General features: G+C 56.0%; 23 protein-coding genes. 9 read left to right on the top strand and 14 right to left on the bottom strand.

What is annotated here, in order from left to right; all coding sequences use genetic code 11:
- Positions 1 to 92: 92 nt before the first annotated feature.
- Genes G583_RS0110230 through G583_RS15545 form a run of 3 tightly spaced genes read right to left on the bottom strand, consistent with a single transcriptional unit; the run spans position 93 to position 3,114 of the window.
- Positions 93 to 758 carry a DUF6320 domain-containing protein gene (locus G583_RS0110230; RefSeq protein WP_022871083.1) on the bottom strand — a complete coding sequence of 222 codons (666 nt, stop codon included), beginning with the start codon at positions 756 to 758 and terminating at the stop codon, positions 93 to 95.
- Positions 755 to 2,098 (bottom strand): hypothetical protein, encoded by a 1,344-nt coding sequence (locus tag G583_RS0110225; RefSeq protein ID WP_022871082.1) that lies wholly within the window; start codon positions 2,096 to 2,098, stop codon positions 755 to 757. Before G583_RS0110225 ends, G583_RS0110230 begins: the two co-directional genes overlap by 4 nt.
- Entirely contained in the window at positions 2,095 to 3,114 is a 1,020-nt protein-coding gene (locus tag G583_RS15545) for an alpha/beta hydrolase (protein WP_022871081.1), read from the bottom strand. The genes G583_RS0110225 and G583_RS15545 overlap by 4 nt, the downstream gene beginning before the upstream one ends.
- A gap of 145 nt (positions 3,115 to 3,259) precedes the next feature.
- Between G583_RS15545 and G583_RS0110215 the strand changes: the two genes are divergently transcribed.
- The 5 genes from G583_RS0110215 (at position 3,260) to G583_RS15540 (ending at position 5,489) form a co-directional block, all read left to right on the top strand.
- Positions 3,260 to 3,895, top strand: coding sequence for a M23 family metallopeptidase (locus G583_RS0110215; protein WP_029629481.1), 636 nt, complete (start codon positions 3,260 to 3,262; stop codon positions 3,893 to 3,895).
- Positions 3,896 to 3,924: 29 nt separating this feature from the next.
- Entirely contained in the window at positions 3,925 to 4,386 is a 462-nt protein-coding gene (locus G583_RS0110210) for a hypothetical protein (protein WP_156832099.1), read from the top strand.
- The gene (locus G583_RS0110205) at positions 4,383 to 4,883 is read left to right on the top strand and encodes a hypothetical protein (protein WP_022871078.1); all 501 of its coding nucleotides are present in this window, start codon (positions 4,383 to 4,385) and stop codon (positions 4,881 to 4,883) included. The genes G583_RS0110210 and G583_RS0110205 overlap by 4 nt, the downstream gene beginning before the upstream one ends.
- Positions 4,876 to 5,046 (top strand): NmrA family NAD(P)-binding protein, encoded by a 171-nt coding sequence (locus tag G583_RS16625; protein ID WP_169558785.1) that lies wholly within the window; start codon positions 4,876 to 4,878, stop codon positions 5,044 to 5,046. Before G583_RS0110205 ends, G583_RS16625 begins: the two co-directional genes overlap by 8 nt.
- Positions 5,047 to 5,159: 113 nt before the next feature.
- Positions 5,160 to 5,489, top strand: coding sequence for an SDR family oxidoreductase (locus tag G583_RS15540; RefSeq protein WP_169558784.1), 330 nt, complete (start codon positions 5,160 to 5,162; stop codon positions 5,487 to 5,489).
- Positions 5,490 to 5,859: 370 nt separating this feature from the next.
- Here G583_RS15540 and G583_RS16840 read toward each other — a convergent pair whose 3' ends face one another.
- Complete coding sequence (locus G583_RS16840) at positions 5,860 to 6,216, bottom strand: cytidine/deoxycytidylate deaminase family protein (protein ID WP_245540616.1); 357 nt, start codon at positions 6,214 to 6,216, stop codon at positions 5,860 to 5,862.
- A 522-nt stretch (positions 6,217 to 6,738) separates the two neighbouring features.
- On the opposite strand from G583_RS16840, the gene G583_RS0110195 reads away from it, so the two are divergent.
- The 3 genes from G583_RS0110195 (at position 6,739) to G583_RS0110185 (ending at position 8,674) form a co-directional block, all read left to right on the top strand.
- Positions 6,739 to 7,758, top strand: a complete 1,020-nt coding sequence (locus tag G583_RS0110195) for a C40 family peptidase (protein WP_022871077.1) — start codon at positions 6,739 to 6,741, stop codon at positions 7,756 to 7,758.
- A 201-nt stretch (positions 7,759 to 7,959) separates the two neighbouring features.
- Entirely contained in the window at positions 7,960 to 8,388 is a 429-nt protein-coding gene (locus tag G583_RS0110190; protein WP_022871076.1) for a hypothetical protein, read from the top strand.
- 64 nt (positions 8,389 to 8,452) lie between these two features.
- Positions 8,453 to 8,674 (top strand): hypothetical protein, encoded by a 222-nt coding sequence (locus G583_RS0110185; RefSeq protein WP_022871075.1) that lies wholly within the window; start codon positions 8,453 to 8,455, stop codon positions 8,672 to 8,674.
- Between the two features lie 65 nt (positions 8,675 to 8,739).
- Here the strand turns inward: G583_RS0110185 and G583_RS0110180 are convergent, their stop codons facing one another.
- From G583_RS0110180 to G583_RS0110170, 3 genes are all read right to left on the bottom strand, one after another.
- The gene (locus G583_RS0110180) at positions 8,740 to 9,249 is read right to left on the bottom strand and encodes a flavodoxin (RefSeq protein WP_022871074.1); all 510 of its coding nucleotides are present in this window, start codon (positions 9,247 to 9,249) and stop codon (positions 8,740 to 8,742) included.
- Positions 9,250 to 9,271: 22 nt separating this feature from the next.
- On the bottom strand, positions 9,272 to 10,138 hold the full coding sequence (locus G583_RS0110175; RefSeq protein ID WP_022871073.1) for a glycerophosphodiester phosphodiesterase: 867 nt from the start codon (positions 10,136 to 10,138) through the stop codon (positions 9,272 to 9,274).
- Positions 10,139 to 10,206: 68 nt separating this feature from the next.
- Positions 10,207 to 13,032, bottom strand: coding sequence for an FAD-binding and (Fe-S)-binding domain-containing protein (locus tag G583_RS0110170; RefSeq protein WP_022871072.1), 2,826 nt, complete (start codon positions 13,030 to 13,032; stop codon positions 10,207 to 10,209).
- Positions 13,033 to 13,229: 197 nt separating this feature from the next.
- On the opposite strand from G583_RS0110170, the gene G583_RS16835 reads away from it, so the two are divergent.
- Positions 13,230 to 13,529, top strand: coding sequence for a Rossmann-fold NAD(P)-binding domain-containing protein (locus tag G583_RS16835; protein ID WP_022871071.1), 300 nt, complete (start codon positions 13,230 to 13,232; stop codon positions 13,527 to 13,529).
- 39 nt (positions 13,530 to 13,568) lie between these two features.
- On the opposite strand, the gene G583_RS0110160 is transcribed toward G583_RS16835, so the two are convergent.
- From G583_RS0110160 to G583_RS0110130, 7 genes are all read right to left on the bottom strand, one after another.
- Complete coding sequence (locus G583_RS0110160) at positions 13,569 to 13,769, bottom strand: hypothetical protein (protein WP_022871070.1); 201 nt, start codon at positions 13,767 to 13,769, stop codon at positions 13,569 to 13,571.
- A gap of 224 nt (positions 13,770 to 13,993) precedes the next feature.
- Positions 13,994 to 14,353, bottom strand: a complete 360-nt coding sequence (locus G583_RS0110155) for a hypothetical protein (RefSeq protein ID WP_022871069.1) — start codon at positions 14,351 to 14,353, stop codon at positions 13,994 to 13,996.
- Between the two features lie 128 nt (positions 14,354 to 14,481).
- Positions 14,482 to 14,928, bottom strand: a complete 447-nt coding sequence (locus G583_RS0110150; RefSeq protein ID WP_022871068.1) for an SRPBCC domain-containing protein — start codon at positions 14,926 to 14,928, stop codon at positions 14,482 to 14,484.
- A 9-nt stretch (positions 14,929 to 14,937) separates the two neighbouring features.
- Positions 14,938 to 15,453, bottom strand: a complete 516-nt coding sequence (locus tag G583_RS0110145) for a 2'-5' RNA ligase family protein (protein WP_022871067.1) — start codon at positions 15,451 to 15,453, stop codon at positions 14,938 to 14,940.
- A 148-nt stretch (positions 15,454 to 15,601) separates the two neighbouring features.
- Complete coding sequence (locus tag G583_RS0110140; protein ID WP_022871066.1) at positions 15,602 to 16,468, bottom strand: AraC family transcriptional regulator; 867 nt, start codon at positions 16,466 to 16,468, stop codon at positions 15,602 to 15,604.
- Between the two features lie 67 nt (positions 16,469 to 16,535).
- Positions 16,536 to 17,000, bottom strand: a complete 465-nt coding sequence (locus G583_RS0110135; RefSeq protein WP_211210759.1) for a nucleoside deaminase — start codon at positions 16,998 to 17,000, stop codon at positions 16,536 to 16,538.
- Positions 17,001 to 17,123: 123 nt separating this feature from the next.
- Entirely contained in the window at positions 17,124 to 17,648 is a 525-nt protein-coding gene (locus tag G583_RS0110130) for a DUF421 domain-containing protein (RefSeq protein WP_022871064.1), read from the bottom strand.
- Between the last annotated feature and the right edge of the window lie 68 nt (positions 17,649 to 17,716).

Here is a 17,716-nt window from a genome sequence, read left to right as displayed (position 1 = left end):
GCGAGCGCTCAGGTGAATGAACCGGCGATAGGCCCGGTGAAGTAGGCGATATCCGTTTCCGATACTGCGCCTTTGTGTTCCAATGTTGCCCCTTAGAGATCGAGGCGCTTTGCCAGTTCGTGGCGAACATCAGCACCACGGAACACCTGCAGCATCACCAAGGCGATAATACTGATCGCACCACATATGGCCGACGGGATCGGTGTGGTGACCCACCCAAACACCAAGAAGCCAATGGGTGCTAAGCCCAGCAGCACCGTGAGCCCGCTATAGACGATGTGCTCCCCCACCTCTGTGCGTAGCACTCGGACGGTGATCAGCAACGCGAGGATCGAAGTGCCACAGACGATCGGCACCGCATAGCTTAAAGCCCAGCCGTGCCAGCCGGTGAGATAGTCCCAGTACACACAGATCAACCCCACCAGGAGCACCAGCGTGACCGTATTTTTGGCGATATTGCGCTGGTTTCGCGCTGCCATAACGACGAGAAGCCACATTGTAATGACGCCGAGCCACACGGACCGCAGCGAGCCGATACTCGCGCTACCGCGTTCCAGTAGCAGTTGCGCAGCAAATGACCCCAGGATTACGGCGATAGAACTGAAGAACAGGATCCGCACCACACGACGACGAGAATAGTTCAGCGGTATGGCAGGAAACGGACTGTGCGAGGGCTCACCCGGTGTCGGGGTCTCGCATAGCGGGCAGTGTTGCCAGTCGCCTTCGATCTGCGCTGTGCATTGTGTACAGTGCTTCATATTTCGGAGTCCTCAGCGAATTCAGCTTCGGTCACGCGGGTGGCCGCGACTGATACATCCACGCCCTGGGAAGTGAGCATCCGAACGAATTCTCTGATGTGGTCGGTTTCGACGAAGGGCGAGGTAAAACTGACGGTCAACAGCCCGGCGTGGGACATCGCGCACATCTGTGGTCGCACCGCTGAGACGTGGAAACCCATCCGTCCCACATGTGATTCAACCGGTTCGGGCAAGATCACGCGTCCAAGGTTGGAAACCGAAACACTCAGGCCACGATTATTGACCCAGTTGATCACGCGCAGAACCACGTCCTTGATGGGCCGGGGCACAATCCGCAGCATCGGCGATCGTTCAAACTTCGCGTAGCGACGCACCTTTTTCTCAAGCGCCTCGGGGGTAGCTTTCGGGCGAAACTGTCTGTCCAAGGCTCTGCCGACCGTACCGATATCATCGGGGCCGTTGCCGTAGGTGTGTTCTACCCGAACGGTCGCAAAGAAATTCCGTGGTGAAACCGATGGGAAGAACTGCCGCAGGTTCACCGGCACGGTTGCCGCCAAGGTACGGGACTTGCCCAGGCCATCTGCCGCACACCGGATGGATTCAAAAAATAGGGCGGTCAGATACATCGTCAACGAGATCTCTTCGGCCCGAGCCAAGGCAAGTACATCTTTGACGGGCATCGTCAGCTCCACCGCACGTGTGCGGCTATCGGGTGTCCTGGTCCCTTTGACGCGGTAGGCCGTCTTGGTCGGTGACATGCTCGGCGACGAGGTTTTCGGGTGCTCCGTTGGGCGTTGTTTGCCTCGGAAGTAGTGCCGGAAACTATCGGTGGTCAGCTCGCGGGCCTGGGTGTCTTCGGCACCCCCACCCGGTTGGGCGGTCAGTTGTGCTGTATCGGTGTTCTCGGGGAGATCCTGCTGGCGATATCGCAACCGAGTATATTCGGCTACCAAATCGGTGAGGAACCATAGCGCACCTGTTCCATCCGAAAGAGCGTGGAAGACTTCAAGGTTGATGCGCCGGTGGTGGTAGACGACGCGAAAGAGCAAGCCGGGGCGCCGCGCATCATAAATCTCAGCGCACGTGTACTGGTTATCCGTAGTGACTTCGGGCCGCAGGTCGCTGTCCTGCAGGTAGTACCAAAAGATGGCTCGGCGCAACACCGCATGGTACAACGAGTACCGGTCATAGGTGGTATCCAGTGCTGTCTGTAAGAGCTCCGGATCAATCTCATGGTCCATCTCGGCGCTGATGCGGAAGACCTTGGAGTCAGTCTCACTGCGTGCTGCCAGAAAAATATTGGAAGCGTTATCGAGCCGAACCCAGTTGCGCCGCGTCATGTCGTCTCCTCAAAATCACGCTGCTCACTTGATCGGTCTGCATCGAGAAATTCATTGATCTTTTCATAGGCGTCTCGAACGGAGCGCGCCATCCAGGGCAGTGCAATGAACCCGTGTAAGGCTTCTGCCACGCGATGGACTCGCACCGTATTACTAGCCCGTTGCAGCGCGAAACCATATTCTTCACCTTCATCACGCAAGAGGTCCAATTCTGCCGACAACACCAGGGTGTCCGGTTGATTCGAAAGGTCCTGTGCCGTCAGCGGAGCAACGAGCTTATCCCTGCGCTGCCCCGGCTTCGGAACATACAGGGCCATATAGTCCTGTACCTCGGCGTTGGTGAGTCGATAGTCTTCGCCGTGTTCGCGCACCGAGTCGAAGGGAGAAGTCAGCGAGTTGTGGTTCCAATGTGTGACCGGATACAGCAAGATCTGTCGTGTCACCCTGCGCTCGCCACGTTCGCGTCGCAACAGCGAAACGGCCGCAGCCAGGTTTCCACCGGAAGAATCCCCGATCAGTACGATGTCGTCTGCAGTGGCAGCACCCACGAGTTCCGGTTGGTCCATCACGGTTCGTGCCACGTCATAGCAGTCGGACAATCCCGCAGGAAACGGGTGTTCTGGAGCGAGCCGATACTCGACCGAGATGACGGTGCATCCGGTCAGGTCAGCCATTCGGCTACAGGTTGGTGTGTAGCTCTCAACCCCGCCAGTGACCCATCCACCCCCGTGGAAAAACACGAGTACTTCATCCCGAAGATGTTCTTTGGGACGGAACATCCGAACGGGAATGAGATGATCACCGTGCGAGGACTCGACTGTGTAGTCTGTCGCTTGTGCAGGGAGGCCCAAGGGTGCGACCAACTTGCGTTGACGACGCCTGATTTTTTGATAATCCCTACGAATATTGACCCGCGGTGCAGCGAAGAATCCCAGGAATGCTCGCAGGGCCCTGTTGACGGGCGTAGCATGTTCGGAGACGGCATGCTTGCGACCGGGAGTGCGTGATGTCCGCATAGTCCTATCTTTCCTACGGAATGGTTCCGCTCACTAGTCTAGATCCAGATGCCAACGTCAGATGCGCTCCACTATCGGGCGATTCTGGTGGACAGTTCCTCTTGGACCCTACCGAACGTGTCGCAGCAGTGGCACAATGGCCAACATGCAGGGCACACTGAGGCTTCACTATCCCTTCACGGGCCGGTGGCAGGTACGCAATAGTCCAGCCGATCGGGTACCAAGTCATGGCACACCGATGTTTGGACTGTCCTACGCCATAGATTTCGTGCCGGTCGATGAGCGGGACAGCTCCGCACCTTTTACCGTTTCATCATTCTTTCGGCCAGAACCACCAACGCGCTTTGCTGGCTTTGGTCGACTCATCACTGCGCCGGTGGATGGCACCGTGCTCCGCGCGCACCATTCTGAGATCGATCACAAGGCGTATCGAGGTATACCTTCTGTGAGGTACGCACTCACCCAACGACGCCGATTAGCACGCGGGATACATACCATCGTTGGGAATCATGTGCTGATTGAAACCACTGACCGCAACAAGCAAACAGCAATCGTCGCCCTGTGCCACCTGCAGCAGCACAGCATCACGGTAGAACCCGGCCAACGAGTACGGCACGGTGAGATCATTGGTAGGTGCGGCAATTCTGGCAATAGCACCGAACCTCACCTACATCTTCACGCGCTGGACGGGGCCGACCTCGTCAATGCAGCAGCCGTGCCCATCAGCTTTCAAAGCCACCTGCCGGCCAACGGTGAGACCATCAATATACGCTCAACGTGACCGCCTTCGAAGAGGTATACAGTGCTCCTATGAAGCCAAAACACTGGGACTCCGCAGCACGATATAGACGCACAGAGCGTCGAAGATCGACCGCCATGTTCATCATCGGCACCCTCTTTACCATCACTGGCGTGTTCATCTGGTTCACAGACAGTCTGTGGTTGGGCCTGACCAGCATCGTGTTCGGCCTAGCCGTGGTTCTGGGCGGGGTGCTCAGCTGGAGTCAGGCACATGGCTCCGACGGTTCACTCAAAGTTGCTGTGATTGGTTGCCTGTTATTCGTGGTGCTCAGTGCACTCATGATCATTGGCGCGGTGGTCTCGCCAGAAGACTTCGATGGGCAACGAGGTCCGCTCTATGCGGTCATTGCAGGTTCACTCGGTTTAGCCTTCTTCGGCCCGGGTCTCATCGTGCTCATCGTGAAACTCGTCCAAAGGTCCCGTGCCGATCAAACACGCCCAGGCAAGGCTGGAGGGGACGAGATCCTATGACACAACAGCGCCCTAACCCGGAGTTTGAGTACTTTCTGAACTCGAATCCTGAACTGTACGCCGATATGCAGAAAAACCTTCGCAAAGAACGTCGAGACTCCGTCCTCATGATCATCCTCGGGATGGTATTCGCCGCATGTGGTGTGTTCATTTTGTTCATCGGCAACGGCTGGATGGCTCTGACCAGCATCACATTTGGTGCGGCAATCGTGCTAGGGGGAATACTCAAGCGGAGCCAGGCAGACGGTTCGGAAGGCTCGATGATCGTCGGCATCATTCTGTGCCTCGTATTTACCGTCTTTAGTCTGTTCATGCTGTTATCTGGCGTGCTGGCGCCTGCGGCCTGGGGACATCGCGGCCCACTAGCGCCCATTATCGCCGGCGGGCTTGGCTTACTGTTCTTTGGGCCGGGTTCGATCGTTCTTATTATCAGACAAGTCCGACGTCACACGCGATCCAATGCTCGACGGCAACCAAGGAACTACCCGTATGGCTAGGCAGCAATGCGTCCTGGTTCTCGGAGCGACAGGCTACGCCGGTAGATACCTCGTGCAGCGGCTCCACAATGCCGGCTATCGCATCCGTGCCGTGGTCCGCGATCAACAGCGAGCGCTGGCACCCGGCAGAAATCTGATCCGTGGACGGTCGACTTTGCATTGAACCTTCACTACCTGAAATTTGCCGAAAAACAGCGCGTGAAATCATTCATGTATATCAGAGTGATGCATGCTGCCGAGGGTACTTCCACGGTGTCTCGAGCAAAACATGCTTTCATGGAAATCTTGAGCCGGTCACCGCTGCGCTGGCACATCATCAACCCATCCGCGTATTTTTCAGACCTCACCGAAGTCTTCAACCTCGCCCGTCGAGGTATCGCATTCGGCCTGGGGGCTGGAGACGTACGACTCTCCCCCATCCACGGCGCCGACCTCGCAGACTTCTGTCTCGCCAAACCTTCTGACGACACCGGCACGTGGGACGTTGGCGGCCCAGAAGTATTGACCTACCGTCAAGTGGTCCAATTGGCGTTCGACGCGACAGGGCGCAGGCAGCGCTACATCCGATTCAACCGGCACCGCCCACGGGCAGCGAACACTGGCTGAGTACTATGCTTCGCTACGGTAATCATTGTGTTTCTTCACCCAAAACCCACGCACGAAACGAAGGTCAGTTTTGGGACAACCGATGGACGCGGTCTTTGATCAGGTCTGTGATGAGCATGAGGCTCACGGTAATCGCAAATTTACTTGCAGAACCTGCAACCAAGGGAAGTTCGATTGCTGTTCATTGAATCCCCACGAAGGCGGCCACCAAGGTTTACATAGCCGGATAGCGACGTCACATCAGCGAAGCACCACGCCTCAAACAAGCAATGTTGTGTGCCTCAACTTCGAGGTTTGTCGCCCCAGCCCGAGGGGAGTTCGCCGGGTACTGCACAGAGCCAGTAATCAGGAAGGAGTTCCCCCAAGGTTTTCAAACCGGAACGGTCACGTCATCGGGCGAAGCAACTGCAACCTGAACTTGGGGACCATGAATTGCCAGCCGCTCTCGGCACACCCCGCACGGGCTAAACACAAGAAAGCGTCCGGCGGATTCTTTATGCAAGCAAATGGAAGCCAGAACAGGCTGCTGTAGTCGAAACGCCGCCGCGAACGGTTCAACCTCGTGGCACATCTCGACAGATGCATTCAATACGTCGGGACTCGTGCCACAAAGTGTTGTGCCATCACCAAATAGCATCGCTGCTCCCCCACCGCCACCGGCAGGCCATCGCAAATCAACGAATTCCCTACATGCCTCTGCCAGCTTTGGCAGGTCGTCTTGTTCCATGCGGCACAGATTACAACGATGCTGGCAGAACAGGACAGCCCGGGCCACGCTTCGCAACGGAAAATTTAGCCGACAGTGAATTATTATTTTCAAATTTCGACCTTCGTTCGAGTCTGCACAAAAACACATCTCGATCACACCAGCTTCACTGTCAACGAGCCTCGGAACGCCTCTAGCTCAACAAGAAAATCGGACGTCACCTGGACGAATTCTTCTCCAAGGCATGCTCCAGCATTGCCTCCACAAGAATGGCCCACCTCACAACAAGACCAGTCGAGGACTTGCGCGGCACAGAAAAATTGAAGCCTTCATCGACCTCCCGAGCGGAACATTCGACACGAAAAGGTCACGATGAATTGCCTTTTGATAACGAAACGATAAACTGAGTCACGGTTCGGTAACGACGCAAGGGTGAGTGTGCTCCGTCGATACGCCGAAAAAGACAACGTCACTGTTGGTGCGCCCGACGAGATTGACGATTTTAGACATTTGAATAGATCACTCATTTCCGAAGGATTATTTATGATTTACGCTACTCGCCGCGAACGGATCGCAGCCGAGAAACTCCAGCAGCGCGGTCGCCGCATGCGCTCCATGAAACTTGGCGTTGCCAGCTTCGCGACTTTCGCAGGCGTTTCGGTAGCCGGTATTGCACCAGCTCACGCAAACCACACCGTTGAAAGCGGAGACACCCTCAGCGGCATCGCTGCTCAGAACAGCGGCGTCACCGTTTCCGGCCTCATGGAAGCGAACGGCCTCTCATCACACCTGATCTACCCGGGCCAGAACCTGTCATTCCCAGGTGACTCCGATAGCTCAGCTACCACGACCTCCAGCTCAAGCGGTACACACACCGTTGTATCCGGCGATACCCTGGGCCAGATCGCAGCTCAACACGGAACCTCCGTTTCCGCGCTGATGAGCGAAAACGGTCTGTCATCGCACATGATCTACCCAGGCGACCAACTGACCATTCCTGGTGCAGGTTCCTCCAGCTCGAGCTCATCCAACAGCTCAGCTGCAGCACCGTCGACCACTTCGTCGAGCTCAAGCTCCTCTAACAACTCGAGCTCATCCTCGTCGAGCAACACCTCTTCGAGCAGCTCGTCCAACAACACCAGCGTTGACTCAAGCAACAGCGAACGCGTCAGCCAGTCAACCAGCACTGCTAGCGCTTCGACTTCAGGTGCTTCCTGGGCGGCCAACATGGCAAACAGCGGCCAGGCATCCTACCGTCTCGGCGCAAATGGTGCCGGTAACGTGTATGACTGCTCAAGCTTCTCCCAGACTGCCTTGGCGCAGGACGGCAAGAGCCTTCCACGTACCTCGGCAGCCCAGTACGCTTCTGCACAGAAAATCTCTGCAGGTCAGCTGCAAGCCGGCGACCTGGTCTTCTACGGCAGCGGTAGCGTTACCCACGTAGCTGTCTACGTTGGCGGTGGCCAGATTGCTCACGCACGTAACCCAAGCGCTGGCGTGACCACTAACAACATGGCGACGTACAACCAGTACAACAACGTCATTGGATACGGACGCTACTAAGCCGCACTAGCGCGCTAACGCTCCATATCTAAAAGCTCGGGCCCCGATGATTTTTCATCGGGGCCCGAGCTTTTTACTGACACACCATCATGAAGATGACGCCGGCAGGTCTGATGCCTTGCCAGCCCGAGTCAAAACGAGTAAACGGGAAGGAAATTTTGCAAACACCCTAGGCTCAGGCTCAAAGGTGAAGCTGGAATCATGACCGGGGAAATTAGCTGGGGCATCGACTCTCGCCTCGGCACGTACTACTTCACGTTCACTAAGCCACGGGTCGTCGGTGCGGCTGACGATTCAACACTCACGGTGGATTACCTGTCCTATGAGTTGCAAGATCTCGCCCAGCATATGGAGTACAACCATCAGCAGATCGCAACCCACGATCCTAAAGCGCTGTTCTGGGCGATCGCTCTTGCCGTCTGGGCTGCAGTACAGACCTTGCTCTTTCTCGGTATGACCGTTGTCGAGACTTCTCGTCGATTCGAAAACACACAAGAAACACGGCAACAGCTCGCTGAACTTGAACTTCAATTGGAGCAGCTGGCGATCGAACTCGATATGTCACGGCTAGATATGTGGCCAGGCGGAACTAGCCTCAGCGTCGTCGAAGCCCGACTCGCCTTCGGGTGACTCCTACCACAAGAATTATGCTCAACTGGTAAGACATGTCGGCCGCATTGTATATTATGACGATATGGCTACATTACATTTCACAGACACGAAATCGAATTATACGTATCACAAAACTTTTGCGAATTTTGAGGACGCAGACGCGCGCTACTCCCGACTGCTCGAGGATGTAAAGGCGAAGGGTGCCGCCCAGATGCTGGCCATCTCCAACGACACTGGAGATTACGCGCTCATTTCAATCGATAACACCTACACTCACGAGCTTTCCCCCGAGGATCCTTCATAGAACCATCGCCGTGAAGTCATTGCATCCCCCACGCTTTTCCATGCGCACGTGGGGGATTTTTGCATCTACCAGTCTGTAAGTTGGATCGCCAATGTAGCCCCGAGATCCTCAGCAGCGGCAAGATGCTCTTCGGTAACGTCCCCCATCGATTCCAAGGTTTCGGCACCAAGCTGCCAGTCCAAGGCACCAACGATTGCCTCTATCGAACGCACCGCGCCAGTGGTGTCGTACCGCCCGTGGACAATCAGACCATACGGGCGACGGTGCGTGGTGGCACCACTGCCACTTGCACCTCCGGATTCGTCCAATGAACCACCGATCTTCAGGAAGCTGCTGTCGAAGACGTGTTTGAGAGCGCCACTCATGTAGCCAAAGTTGGCAGTCGTAATGAATAAGTAGCCCGCAGCCTGCTGGATAGTGGTTTCGTCTGCCTCTCCCCTGGCCCATGCCAGTGCCGGCACTGCAGTAACCTCAACACCTTCAATATCAGGATGATTTGCTCCCCGGATGGCGGCGTCCAGCAGTTGCTGGACGCTCTCGGTCGGAGCATGATGAATCACCAGAAGTTGTGTCATAACCCCAGGATGGCATATTCAGCTAATTACCACGAGGGTCGTCATAGGATTCCTGCGGCCATTGATCACGGTCCCCAAGCACTTCAGCAAGACCGGCGCGGTTATCTGTCACGAGTCCATCGACACCGATTTCTAATAAACGCCTCATCTGACTTTGATCATTCACGACCCAAACATGAACAGCAATCCCCGCCCTATGGCACGCAGCCACGAACCGTTTGGTCACGACCCGAATCGGCCCTTGCCGAATGGGTACCTGAATGGCATGCAGTGGTAGATCATTGCGGAGCAACCGGACGGCGGTAGTCAGTATTCCAAGATGATGTGCCGCCAATAATTTTGCGACTGTTTCAACCCCGCCGGAGGAGGCTACTTCGGGATCGTCGGCATGTATGTGGTTGAAGAACTCTCGGCGATGCGAATCCCGAAATGAAGCAATGAGCACACGGTCCCAGGCTCCGGTACGGCGCAGAATCACGGCTGTGGGAGCCGCCGAGGCCAGGTCTTTGAGATCCACGTTGAACCGAGTCGTCGGAAACGTCTCAAGCATTTCTTCAAGGAGTACGAGCCGCTCCCCTGCCTGCTCGTCATGTGGCTTGGGTCCAAGCACTTTGAGTTGCGACAGTTCGTCCCAGGTGTACTCGCAAATTTTTCCGTTTCCACTGGTGATGCGGTCGAGTTGATCATCGTGAAAGACCACGACTTTGCCGTCGGCGCTGGTCTGAACGTCGATTTCGATATAGCTAAAACCTAGTTCAACGGCGTCACGCACTGCCGCCATCGTATTTTCGCGTTGGATGTCGGCCCCGCGGTGGGCAAGACCGAGCGGCCAACCAGCTTTACCGGGGAATGACTCAGAAAAATACGCAGGCAAGTGCGGTTTTGTCATGGGGCTTCGAACCTGTTCTTGACGGAAGCATTTTCTTTGTACCGAAGTGTGCGTCTATGCCGCCTAACTTACCGCAGGTGTTCTGCGATAAGTTGCACCAGGTGTTTGCTACTCGTCCCGTCTAGGTCGGTGATTTGGGTGCGGCAGGAGAATCCATCCGCTAGTACTTCACGGTCGGGTGATCTGTTAATGTTGTTGAGGATGCCTTCTTCCGCGATTTTTACTGAGACCTCATAATGACCGCGTTCCATGCCGAAATTGCCTGCCAGGCCGCAGCAGCCGGCAGAGATTTCGACGTCACAACCAAGAGTCTCCAATAGTTTTTGGTCTGTTTCGAAGCCCATAATCGCATATTGATGGCAGTGCGGTTGGATCAGGAGTTTTCGATCCAACCGAGGTGGCTGCCAGTCCAGCGTGGTCAAGAGTTCGGCAATAGTTTTGACCTGTTGGGATACTTCGTGGGCACCAGGTTCTTGTGGCAGGAGTTCGACCAGATCTGATCGAAGCGTCGCAGTACAACTAGGCTCTAGCCCGACCACCGTATAACCGGCCGCAACATAGGGGTGCAAGATCTCGACGGTATTGGTGAGTTCTCGTTTGGCGGCTGTGAGCTGGCCGGTGCTGACTAGCGTGAGGCCGCAGCAGACACCAGGCTCCGCGATCGTGACCTCACAACCGGCTGCTTCCAAAACAGTGATGGCGTCCAATGCGATCTCTGGTGCCAAACCGTCGGTAAACGAATCAACCCAGAGCACTACCTTTGTAGCTTCTGGTTTTGCTGTGGTGTGCACATTCTTGCGCAGACGTCGAAACGGTTTGGCAGCTAGCTCAGGTAGTGAACGTCGACCATCGGCACCCATGGCAAACAGCATGGCTTTACGCAGTGGCGTGATCTTGCCCAGTGCGTTGACGATGCGACCAAACGGACCGACCAAACGTAGCCACTGTGGCAGTCGTCCAAGGGTGTAGTGCGCGCGTGGCCGTAGTCTCCCCTGGTAGGTGCGGTGCAGGGTTTCGGATTTATAGGTGGCCATATCAACGCCCGTTGGGCAATCACTGGCGCAGGCTTTACAACTCAGGCATAAGTCCAGAGCTTCGTGTACTTCGGGGGAATCCCAGCCGTCCGAGACCACTCCACCATTGAGCATCTCCTGTAGTGCACGTGCTCGGCCGCGGGTGGAATTTTTCTCGTCCCCAGTGGCGATATACGACGGGCACATAAATGCGCCTTGTTCTCGGCCATCGGCACGACATTTCCCGATGCCTACGCACCGGTGCATGGCGTTGGTGAAGTTTCCGTCGTCGGAGGCAAACGCAAAACCATCTGTCGCCATCATGGTCGCGGCAGCAGGACGGCGCAGATCAGCATCAAGCGGTTTGGGCCGCACCACCACGCCGGGGTTCAACAGATCGTCTGGGTCCAGAAGGCCTTTGAAGCGAGCCATCACATCGAGTGCTTCGTCGCTATACATAGTATGTAGCAGCTCGGAACGAGCGCGACCATCGCCGTGCTCACCGGACAGGGAACCACCGTAGCTAGTCGCGAGCTCGGCGGCTTCTTCCATGAACAGGCGCAGGCCTTCGGGAACGGTAGCCAGTGGAAAATCAATCCGCAGATGAATACAACCGTCGCCGAAGTGTCCGTAGGCCAGCCCGGATAGCTGGTGTGCATGCATCAGCGCTTCTAGTTTCCGTAGGTACGCGCCCAGGTGTTCTGGTGGCACGGCTGAATCTTCCCAACCCGGCCAGGCTGCTTCACCGGCCGGGGTACGACTGGCCAGACCGGCACCGTCGGCCCGAATCTGCCAGAGTCGAATGGCTTCTGGCCCGGCTGAGTGAACCACCGTATCAACCGCCGTTGCATCGGCAATCAATGCTTGAGCATTGCGTAGTGCTTCCTCAGTATCGGGCCCATCAACTTCGATCATCAACCAGCCGCCACCTTCGGGCAGCCCGGGCGTCGCCGCGTCGCCCTTGGTCCGACGAATCACATCGACCATGGCAGCGTCTAAGCCTTCCAACGCCAGGGGTTTGTGTGGGAGGAGGTTGACGACGTCGTCAGCTGCAGTTGCCATATCGGCATAACCCAGCACGGCCAGTGCCGGAGCTGCGGACCGCGGGACCACGCGCACGGTGGCTTCTAGAATAATGCCCACGGTGCCTTCTGTTCCGGCAATGGCAGCCGCGAGATTTCGGTTGTTTTCGGGCAAAAGGTGTTCCATGGAATAACCGGAGATCTGGCGGTTGAAGCGGCCGAATTCGGTGCGCAATACCGCTAGCTCTCCCATGACCAGCTCATCCAGACCGGGCACAGCATCAAGGCCATTGGGGCCAACGCCAACCTCCAGGATCTCGCCACGACCGGTGAGCAGTTTAAGCGTGACGATGTTATCGGCGGTGCACCCGTACGACAGCCCATGGGGCCCGCAGGCATTATTGCCGATCATCCCGGCGATCGTGCAGCGGTTCGCACTGGAAGGATCGGGCCCAAACCGTAGTCCATACGGGGCGAGCTGGTGTTGTAGGTCCGAGAGCACGACACCCGGTTGTACGGTTGCTGTGTGGTTTTCAGGATCAATGTGCAGCACGTTGTTCATGTACTTGGAGAAGTCCAGGACCAAGCCCGGGCCAATAGCGTTACCCGCCATCGAAGTGCCTCCACCGCGAGCGGTAACGGTCAGCGAATATTCGCGGGCAATATCGAGTGCAGTCACAACGTCGTCAGAGTTTTTCGGTAGCACGACGATATCGGGCACGACCCGATAGTTTGAGGCATCGGTCGAGTACATCGACCGAGTCAACGATGATGCATCAACATCACCGTCCAGCAGTTCTGTCAGGCGCGCCGTGATGTGCTCGACGCGGTCCAAGATGGTGGGCGCTATATCAGTCATCGCAAATGGTTCCTTCCCCAACCTTGTCTTGACTCCACTACACCCGCCGCGATGCGGTCAACAGTTGCTAAGAAGAAGTCGAGAGTTTTAACGCGTACTGCGGTGCGAGGGTGGACAGAACCAGCCGGTCACCCGTGCTTTGCTATGGTGCGCGAAAGGCGCTTGGATGGTTTCACAAACTTGGGAGTACCGCACGTATGACACGCACCATCGTGGTTACCGGAGCTGCATCAGGGATCGGCAAAGCAACTGCCGAATTATGCGAAGCACAAGGTGATGACGTCATTCGTGTGGACCTACATGAAGGGGATACCACCGGAGATTTGGGCAGTCTGGAAATGGTTGCCCGAGTAGCACAAGATATTAACGACCGGACCGGTGACGTGCTTGATGGCTTAATTGCAAATGCGAACGCCAGCATGACAGGCCAGGTTATTTTTGCTGACGGCGGCTACGACGTCGTTGCTCGTGGAGATGACATCTGGAAGTCGGTTTAGCGTTGAGCTCGGCCTGGCCACTGGTGGGCCTTGACCAGACTAGCTCTGTTGTTCTCCTGGCTCATAACCGTCCTGGTCCAGCACTCCCCCGCCACGCTTATACGGCTTAGGCCCGGAGTTTTCGGCAATTGTTCGTAGCGACCTCGCAATTGATATCAGGGTGAGCAGCAATATGAGTCCACCGACCACCAGCAATAGTTGGTACAACACTGAGATGTAAAACCACCAATTCAAATACATCAAGACTCCCAATTTCCACGATGTTCCCTACCGCTTCTATCAGACTGTCACGGTAGCAATCGGCCTGTCGTAGAGCACAGGTCCGACGTGCTGGAACCACAACAATTTTCCTTGTATTACCCCCAGACAAACGTGTCGTTCAAGGTGAGAGCTGTTAAAGCACAACGCCTCGGTGGTTCGTCATGAACTACCGAGGCCTTGCGGTTTTTACGTGAAGTGTAGGTTTACCAGAAAACAGCGATTGCTACGTTGATCAGCGTCAGTCCACCGACCGCGTGTGCGATACCGGTCGATACTTCTTCACCACGTTTTACCTTGCGACGGCCGATAATTGCGGCGACAAGGATAGCGATCAGAATCACGAGTTTGATACCGATCTTCATATGGTTCAGACCGGCACCGTCATCACCAGCAGTCATCTCAGCAAGGCCAACTAGCATCAGACCGCTGATGAGTTGAAGCCAAGCACCAAGATGCTGCCAATAACCGACCGTTGGGGTCCTAAAGTTTGCCAACCAGCCACCAAGTAGGGCTGCTGCACCTACAAAGTGCAAGAATAAGAAAAGAGCATAAAGAAAGTCCATATTTTCAGCCTACTCGAAGTTTTCTACACCGTGTCGAATTCGTCCACTGAGCACGAAATTACCGGGTGGGCTTTGTCACTACGATTCTGACTTTGCCACTGACCACCGCCACAGGGAATCGTCGTGGCTTACGCCAGAGACCCTTGTAGTTGTTCTAATGCTTTGGTGTGGCCACTACGGTTTCCCTCGACCATGCCAGGCCCGACGTATGAAACAAGTTGGTTCGTGATCATCACGTGCGCAGTGTTGCCACTGGGCTCGAACGCCCAGGTCACAAGACCCGTAGCCAAGAGTTCAGCACCAGTTGTGACTGTTTCTGTGTAGACGATGAAGTTATGTGGAGTGACCTTGTTGTATTGCACAACCGCGTGAAAACCAAGCGATTCCGGTGGCCCACAGCGATAGTGATCCTGACCTCCTTCACGGAAGTCTGTCTGGTCAAATACCATGGCTTCACCCACCGGTACGCTCCATTGAGCATGCGCTATTGGATCAGCATAGGCATTCCACACCGCAGCCACCGGAGCATTGATTGCTCGTTCCAAGATGATGGTGTCGTGTACGATCTGGCCCATATCATCTCCTTAGACGCGGGTTTTCGACCCTGCGAGGACAGTCATGTGTTGAACAGCGGGTCGCCAGAAAGCCGCCCGCACGGCTGTGAGTTCTTTGAAACGCGGCGGCGTTACCTCATCGAGCGCCCGCAGGTAATCTGGCACCATCTCGCGCGGTAGCCGCAATCCAACTGTCAAATGCGGATTCCATCGCGGGCCCCGACCGTCCGGGTTCAACGCGCTAATCTCGCGAGCTGCAATCTCAAGAGCATCTGTAGTTTCCAGAAGCCACGCAACGGTCTGTTTTCGCTTCGTACCGAAGACGACGGTGCCTACCCTGTGAAAACTGGCAGGGATGACCGCTGGTAGCAACTCTGCAGCACGATCCACAACATCTTCTGACATGGAGGGTGAAAAGGTGATGGTGATATGCGGGGTCTGGTGTTGTCTCGGAAAGCCGCGTTCCTCGAGCCTGGAGAATATCTCGCGCACCTGCTGTTCTTCCTCGTCGGGAAGGTGCAACAGAATGTTTTCAGGTGATGCCATCGCGTTGTGCCCTTCACTCTGTCTGAGGCAAATATCTGTTCTTACGCTGACAACGGTATCCGTTAAATCTCCACTCGACTACGTTTCTCCACCAGAAACTAGAGCGGACCGGGGAGCGAATTTTCGCCACCCGGTCCGTACTTACTCGTCAAGCGCGTTCGATCGGGAACCAGAGATCACACGTGGCTGTGCTGAAGTCTTCGGAATGATCGAGCACCGACACAATGGATGGTCCTGGCCCCAACCGCCAGGGGTTCGAGGGGAACCACTCCGTGGCGGATGCAGCGTATGCAGCCTGCAGCGCCGCGGGGTGTTCTCCAGACGTCCTAGAGACCACCCATGACCCTTCGTCGACTTCGATCACGTCGAGGTCGTCGGGCACATGTGTGTTGGCGCTTACCGCAGCACCGTGCAGATACGTTAGCTTGGAGCCCTCCGTATAGTCGGGGTCGACATCGTGGCTTACCTGCAATAAGCCAGTGGGTTCTATGTCGCTGAGCTGTTCGAGTCGTTCATGCTCGGCAACCGACACTGAAGCTACATGCTTTTGAATGTATGGATTTATGCCTTCGTAGAGCAGCGGCACGCGTACTCCATGGCCGATCAGGCGGAAAGCGGGTTGTTGGATGATTCTTGCGTCCATTGGGGCACTCCCTTCGACTGTCAGGTGAAACCTGAGTTGCGGATAGTTCCGAAGGGGACCACCGTCTCTGCGAACATCGCCGTGGCTCGCGCCGTGTACAGCGCGGAACGCTCGACCAAACGCTTCAGTTGACCCATAGCCATACCGAACGGCAATGGTTAGGAAATCCTGGTCGCCCACAACATCAGCAGCTGCAACCGTCATGCGACGGCGGCGAACGTATTCAGATACAGGCATCCCCGCAAGAGACGAGAACATGCGCCGGGCATGAAAACCAGTCGTTCCTAATGCTGCCGCTAAGGCATCGACGTCAAGATGTTCTCCGATATGTTGTTCAATCTCACTCACGAGACGATTCAGGATGTCGATCACGGTAGCCTCCTTCCTGAACTACTCTCGCGGAGAAGAAGCTATTGCGTCCGACTTCTAGTGTTCGGTTTTATCGGGGTAAGTATCCTTCGCCGATATCTTCTTTCCAAGTTTCCTCATTCACGGCCATGAAGCGCTGCATCAGTTCTATACACTCCGCATCATCGACGACGAGGACTTCAACGCCTGCCTCACGAAGCCTGTCCAAGTCTCCTCTGAAGGCAGTCGCTTCGCCAACAACCACGCGTGGAATTTTGAAAAGCAGTATCGCCCCCGTACACATTGAGCATGGCGCGAGTGTCGTAAAGATGGTGCAGTCTTGGTAGTTACCGCGGAGCCCAGCATTCCGGAGGCAAGAAATCTCACCGTGCGCTGTCGGATCTGCTAACTGGACCCGCTGATTATGCCCGGCCCCGATGATCTCGCCGCTACCATCAACGAGCGTGGATCCGATGGGCAGGCCACCCTCGTCGAAAGATTTTTGTGCCTGACTTTTTGCGAGCGAAAACGCTTTGCTATCCGATGTCTGCCACATGGCTGTCATCGTAACAATCAGGCTGCTATCCATCTATAGCTCGTGAGGTCTTCCTGCCATGCGAAAGGCCCGCCACCGGTCAATCGGTAGCGGGCCCTAGAGGTCCAATTCAAAATTTTCTAGTCACTCACGCTCAATGAACGGCAGCACACTGGATCCGTCCCCCATCGAGTCTGACCCGATGACCCCAAGTGTTCCGTCTGCCTGCAGGATCACGGCCTGCACATCGGCGAGTGACCCTTGACCGGATTGACGGGCAGCGGTGTGAACGTCGATGTCGGTGAGTCGGTGCCGACGCAAAGCTTTCTGTTGCAGCTCGCCGTCGTAATAGAGCAAAACCGGGGGCGAGTCGAGGAGTCGACGCATGAACTTCCACCGCGCACGTAAGGCAGCGAGCACCCACTGGATGATAACCAGCAACACCAATGCCACGACCGCCTGCGCGAGGCCCACGTCGACCGCTGTGACAACACGACCGAAGACCGAGCCGAGGCTGACTGCGATGACGAAGTCCAACGGGGTCATCTTGGCCATCGTGCGCGGGCCCGTCCCTCGCAGCAGTATGACCAGGGTTAGATAGCCGACCGTGCCGATCAGTAGGGTATGCCATATCGCTTCCCAGCCGGTCCAAAAGTAACTTAAATCCATACGTTCATTTTTACACGTACATACTTTGGGATCTAACACCGGCATGCGAAAGACCCGCCACCGATCAG

The organism is Yaniella halotolerans DSM 15476 (genome assembly GCF_000420805.1).
Lineage (GTDB): Bacteria > Actinomycetota > Actinomycetes > Actinomycetales > Micrococcaceae > Yaniella > Yaniella halotolerans.
Note: the sequence above shows the minus strand (reverse complement) of the source record. Positions and strands in the feature narration are given on the sequence as shown.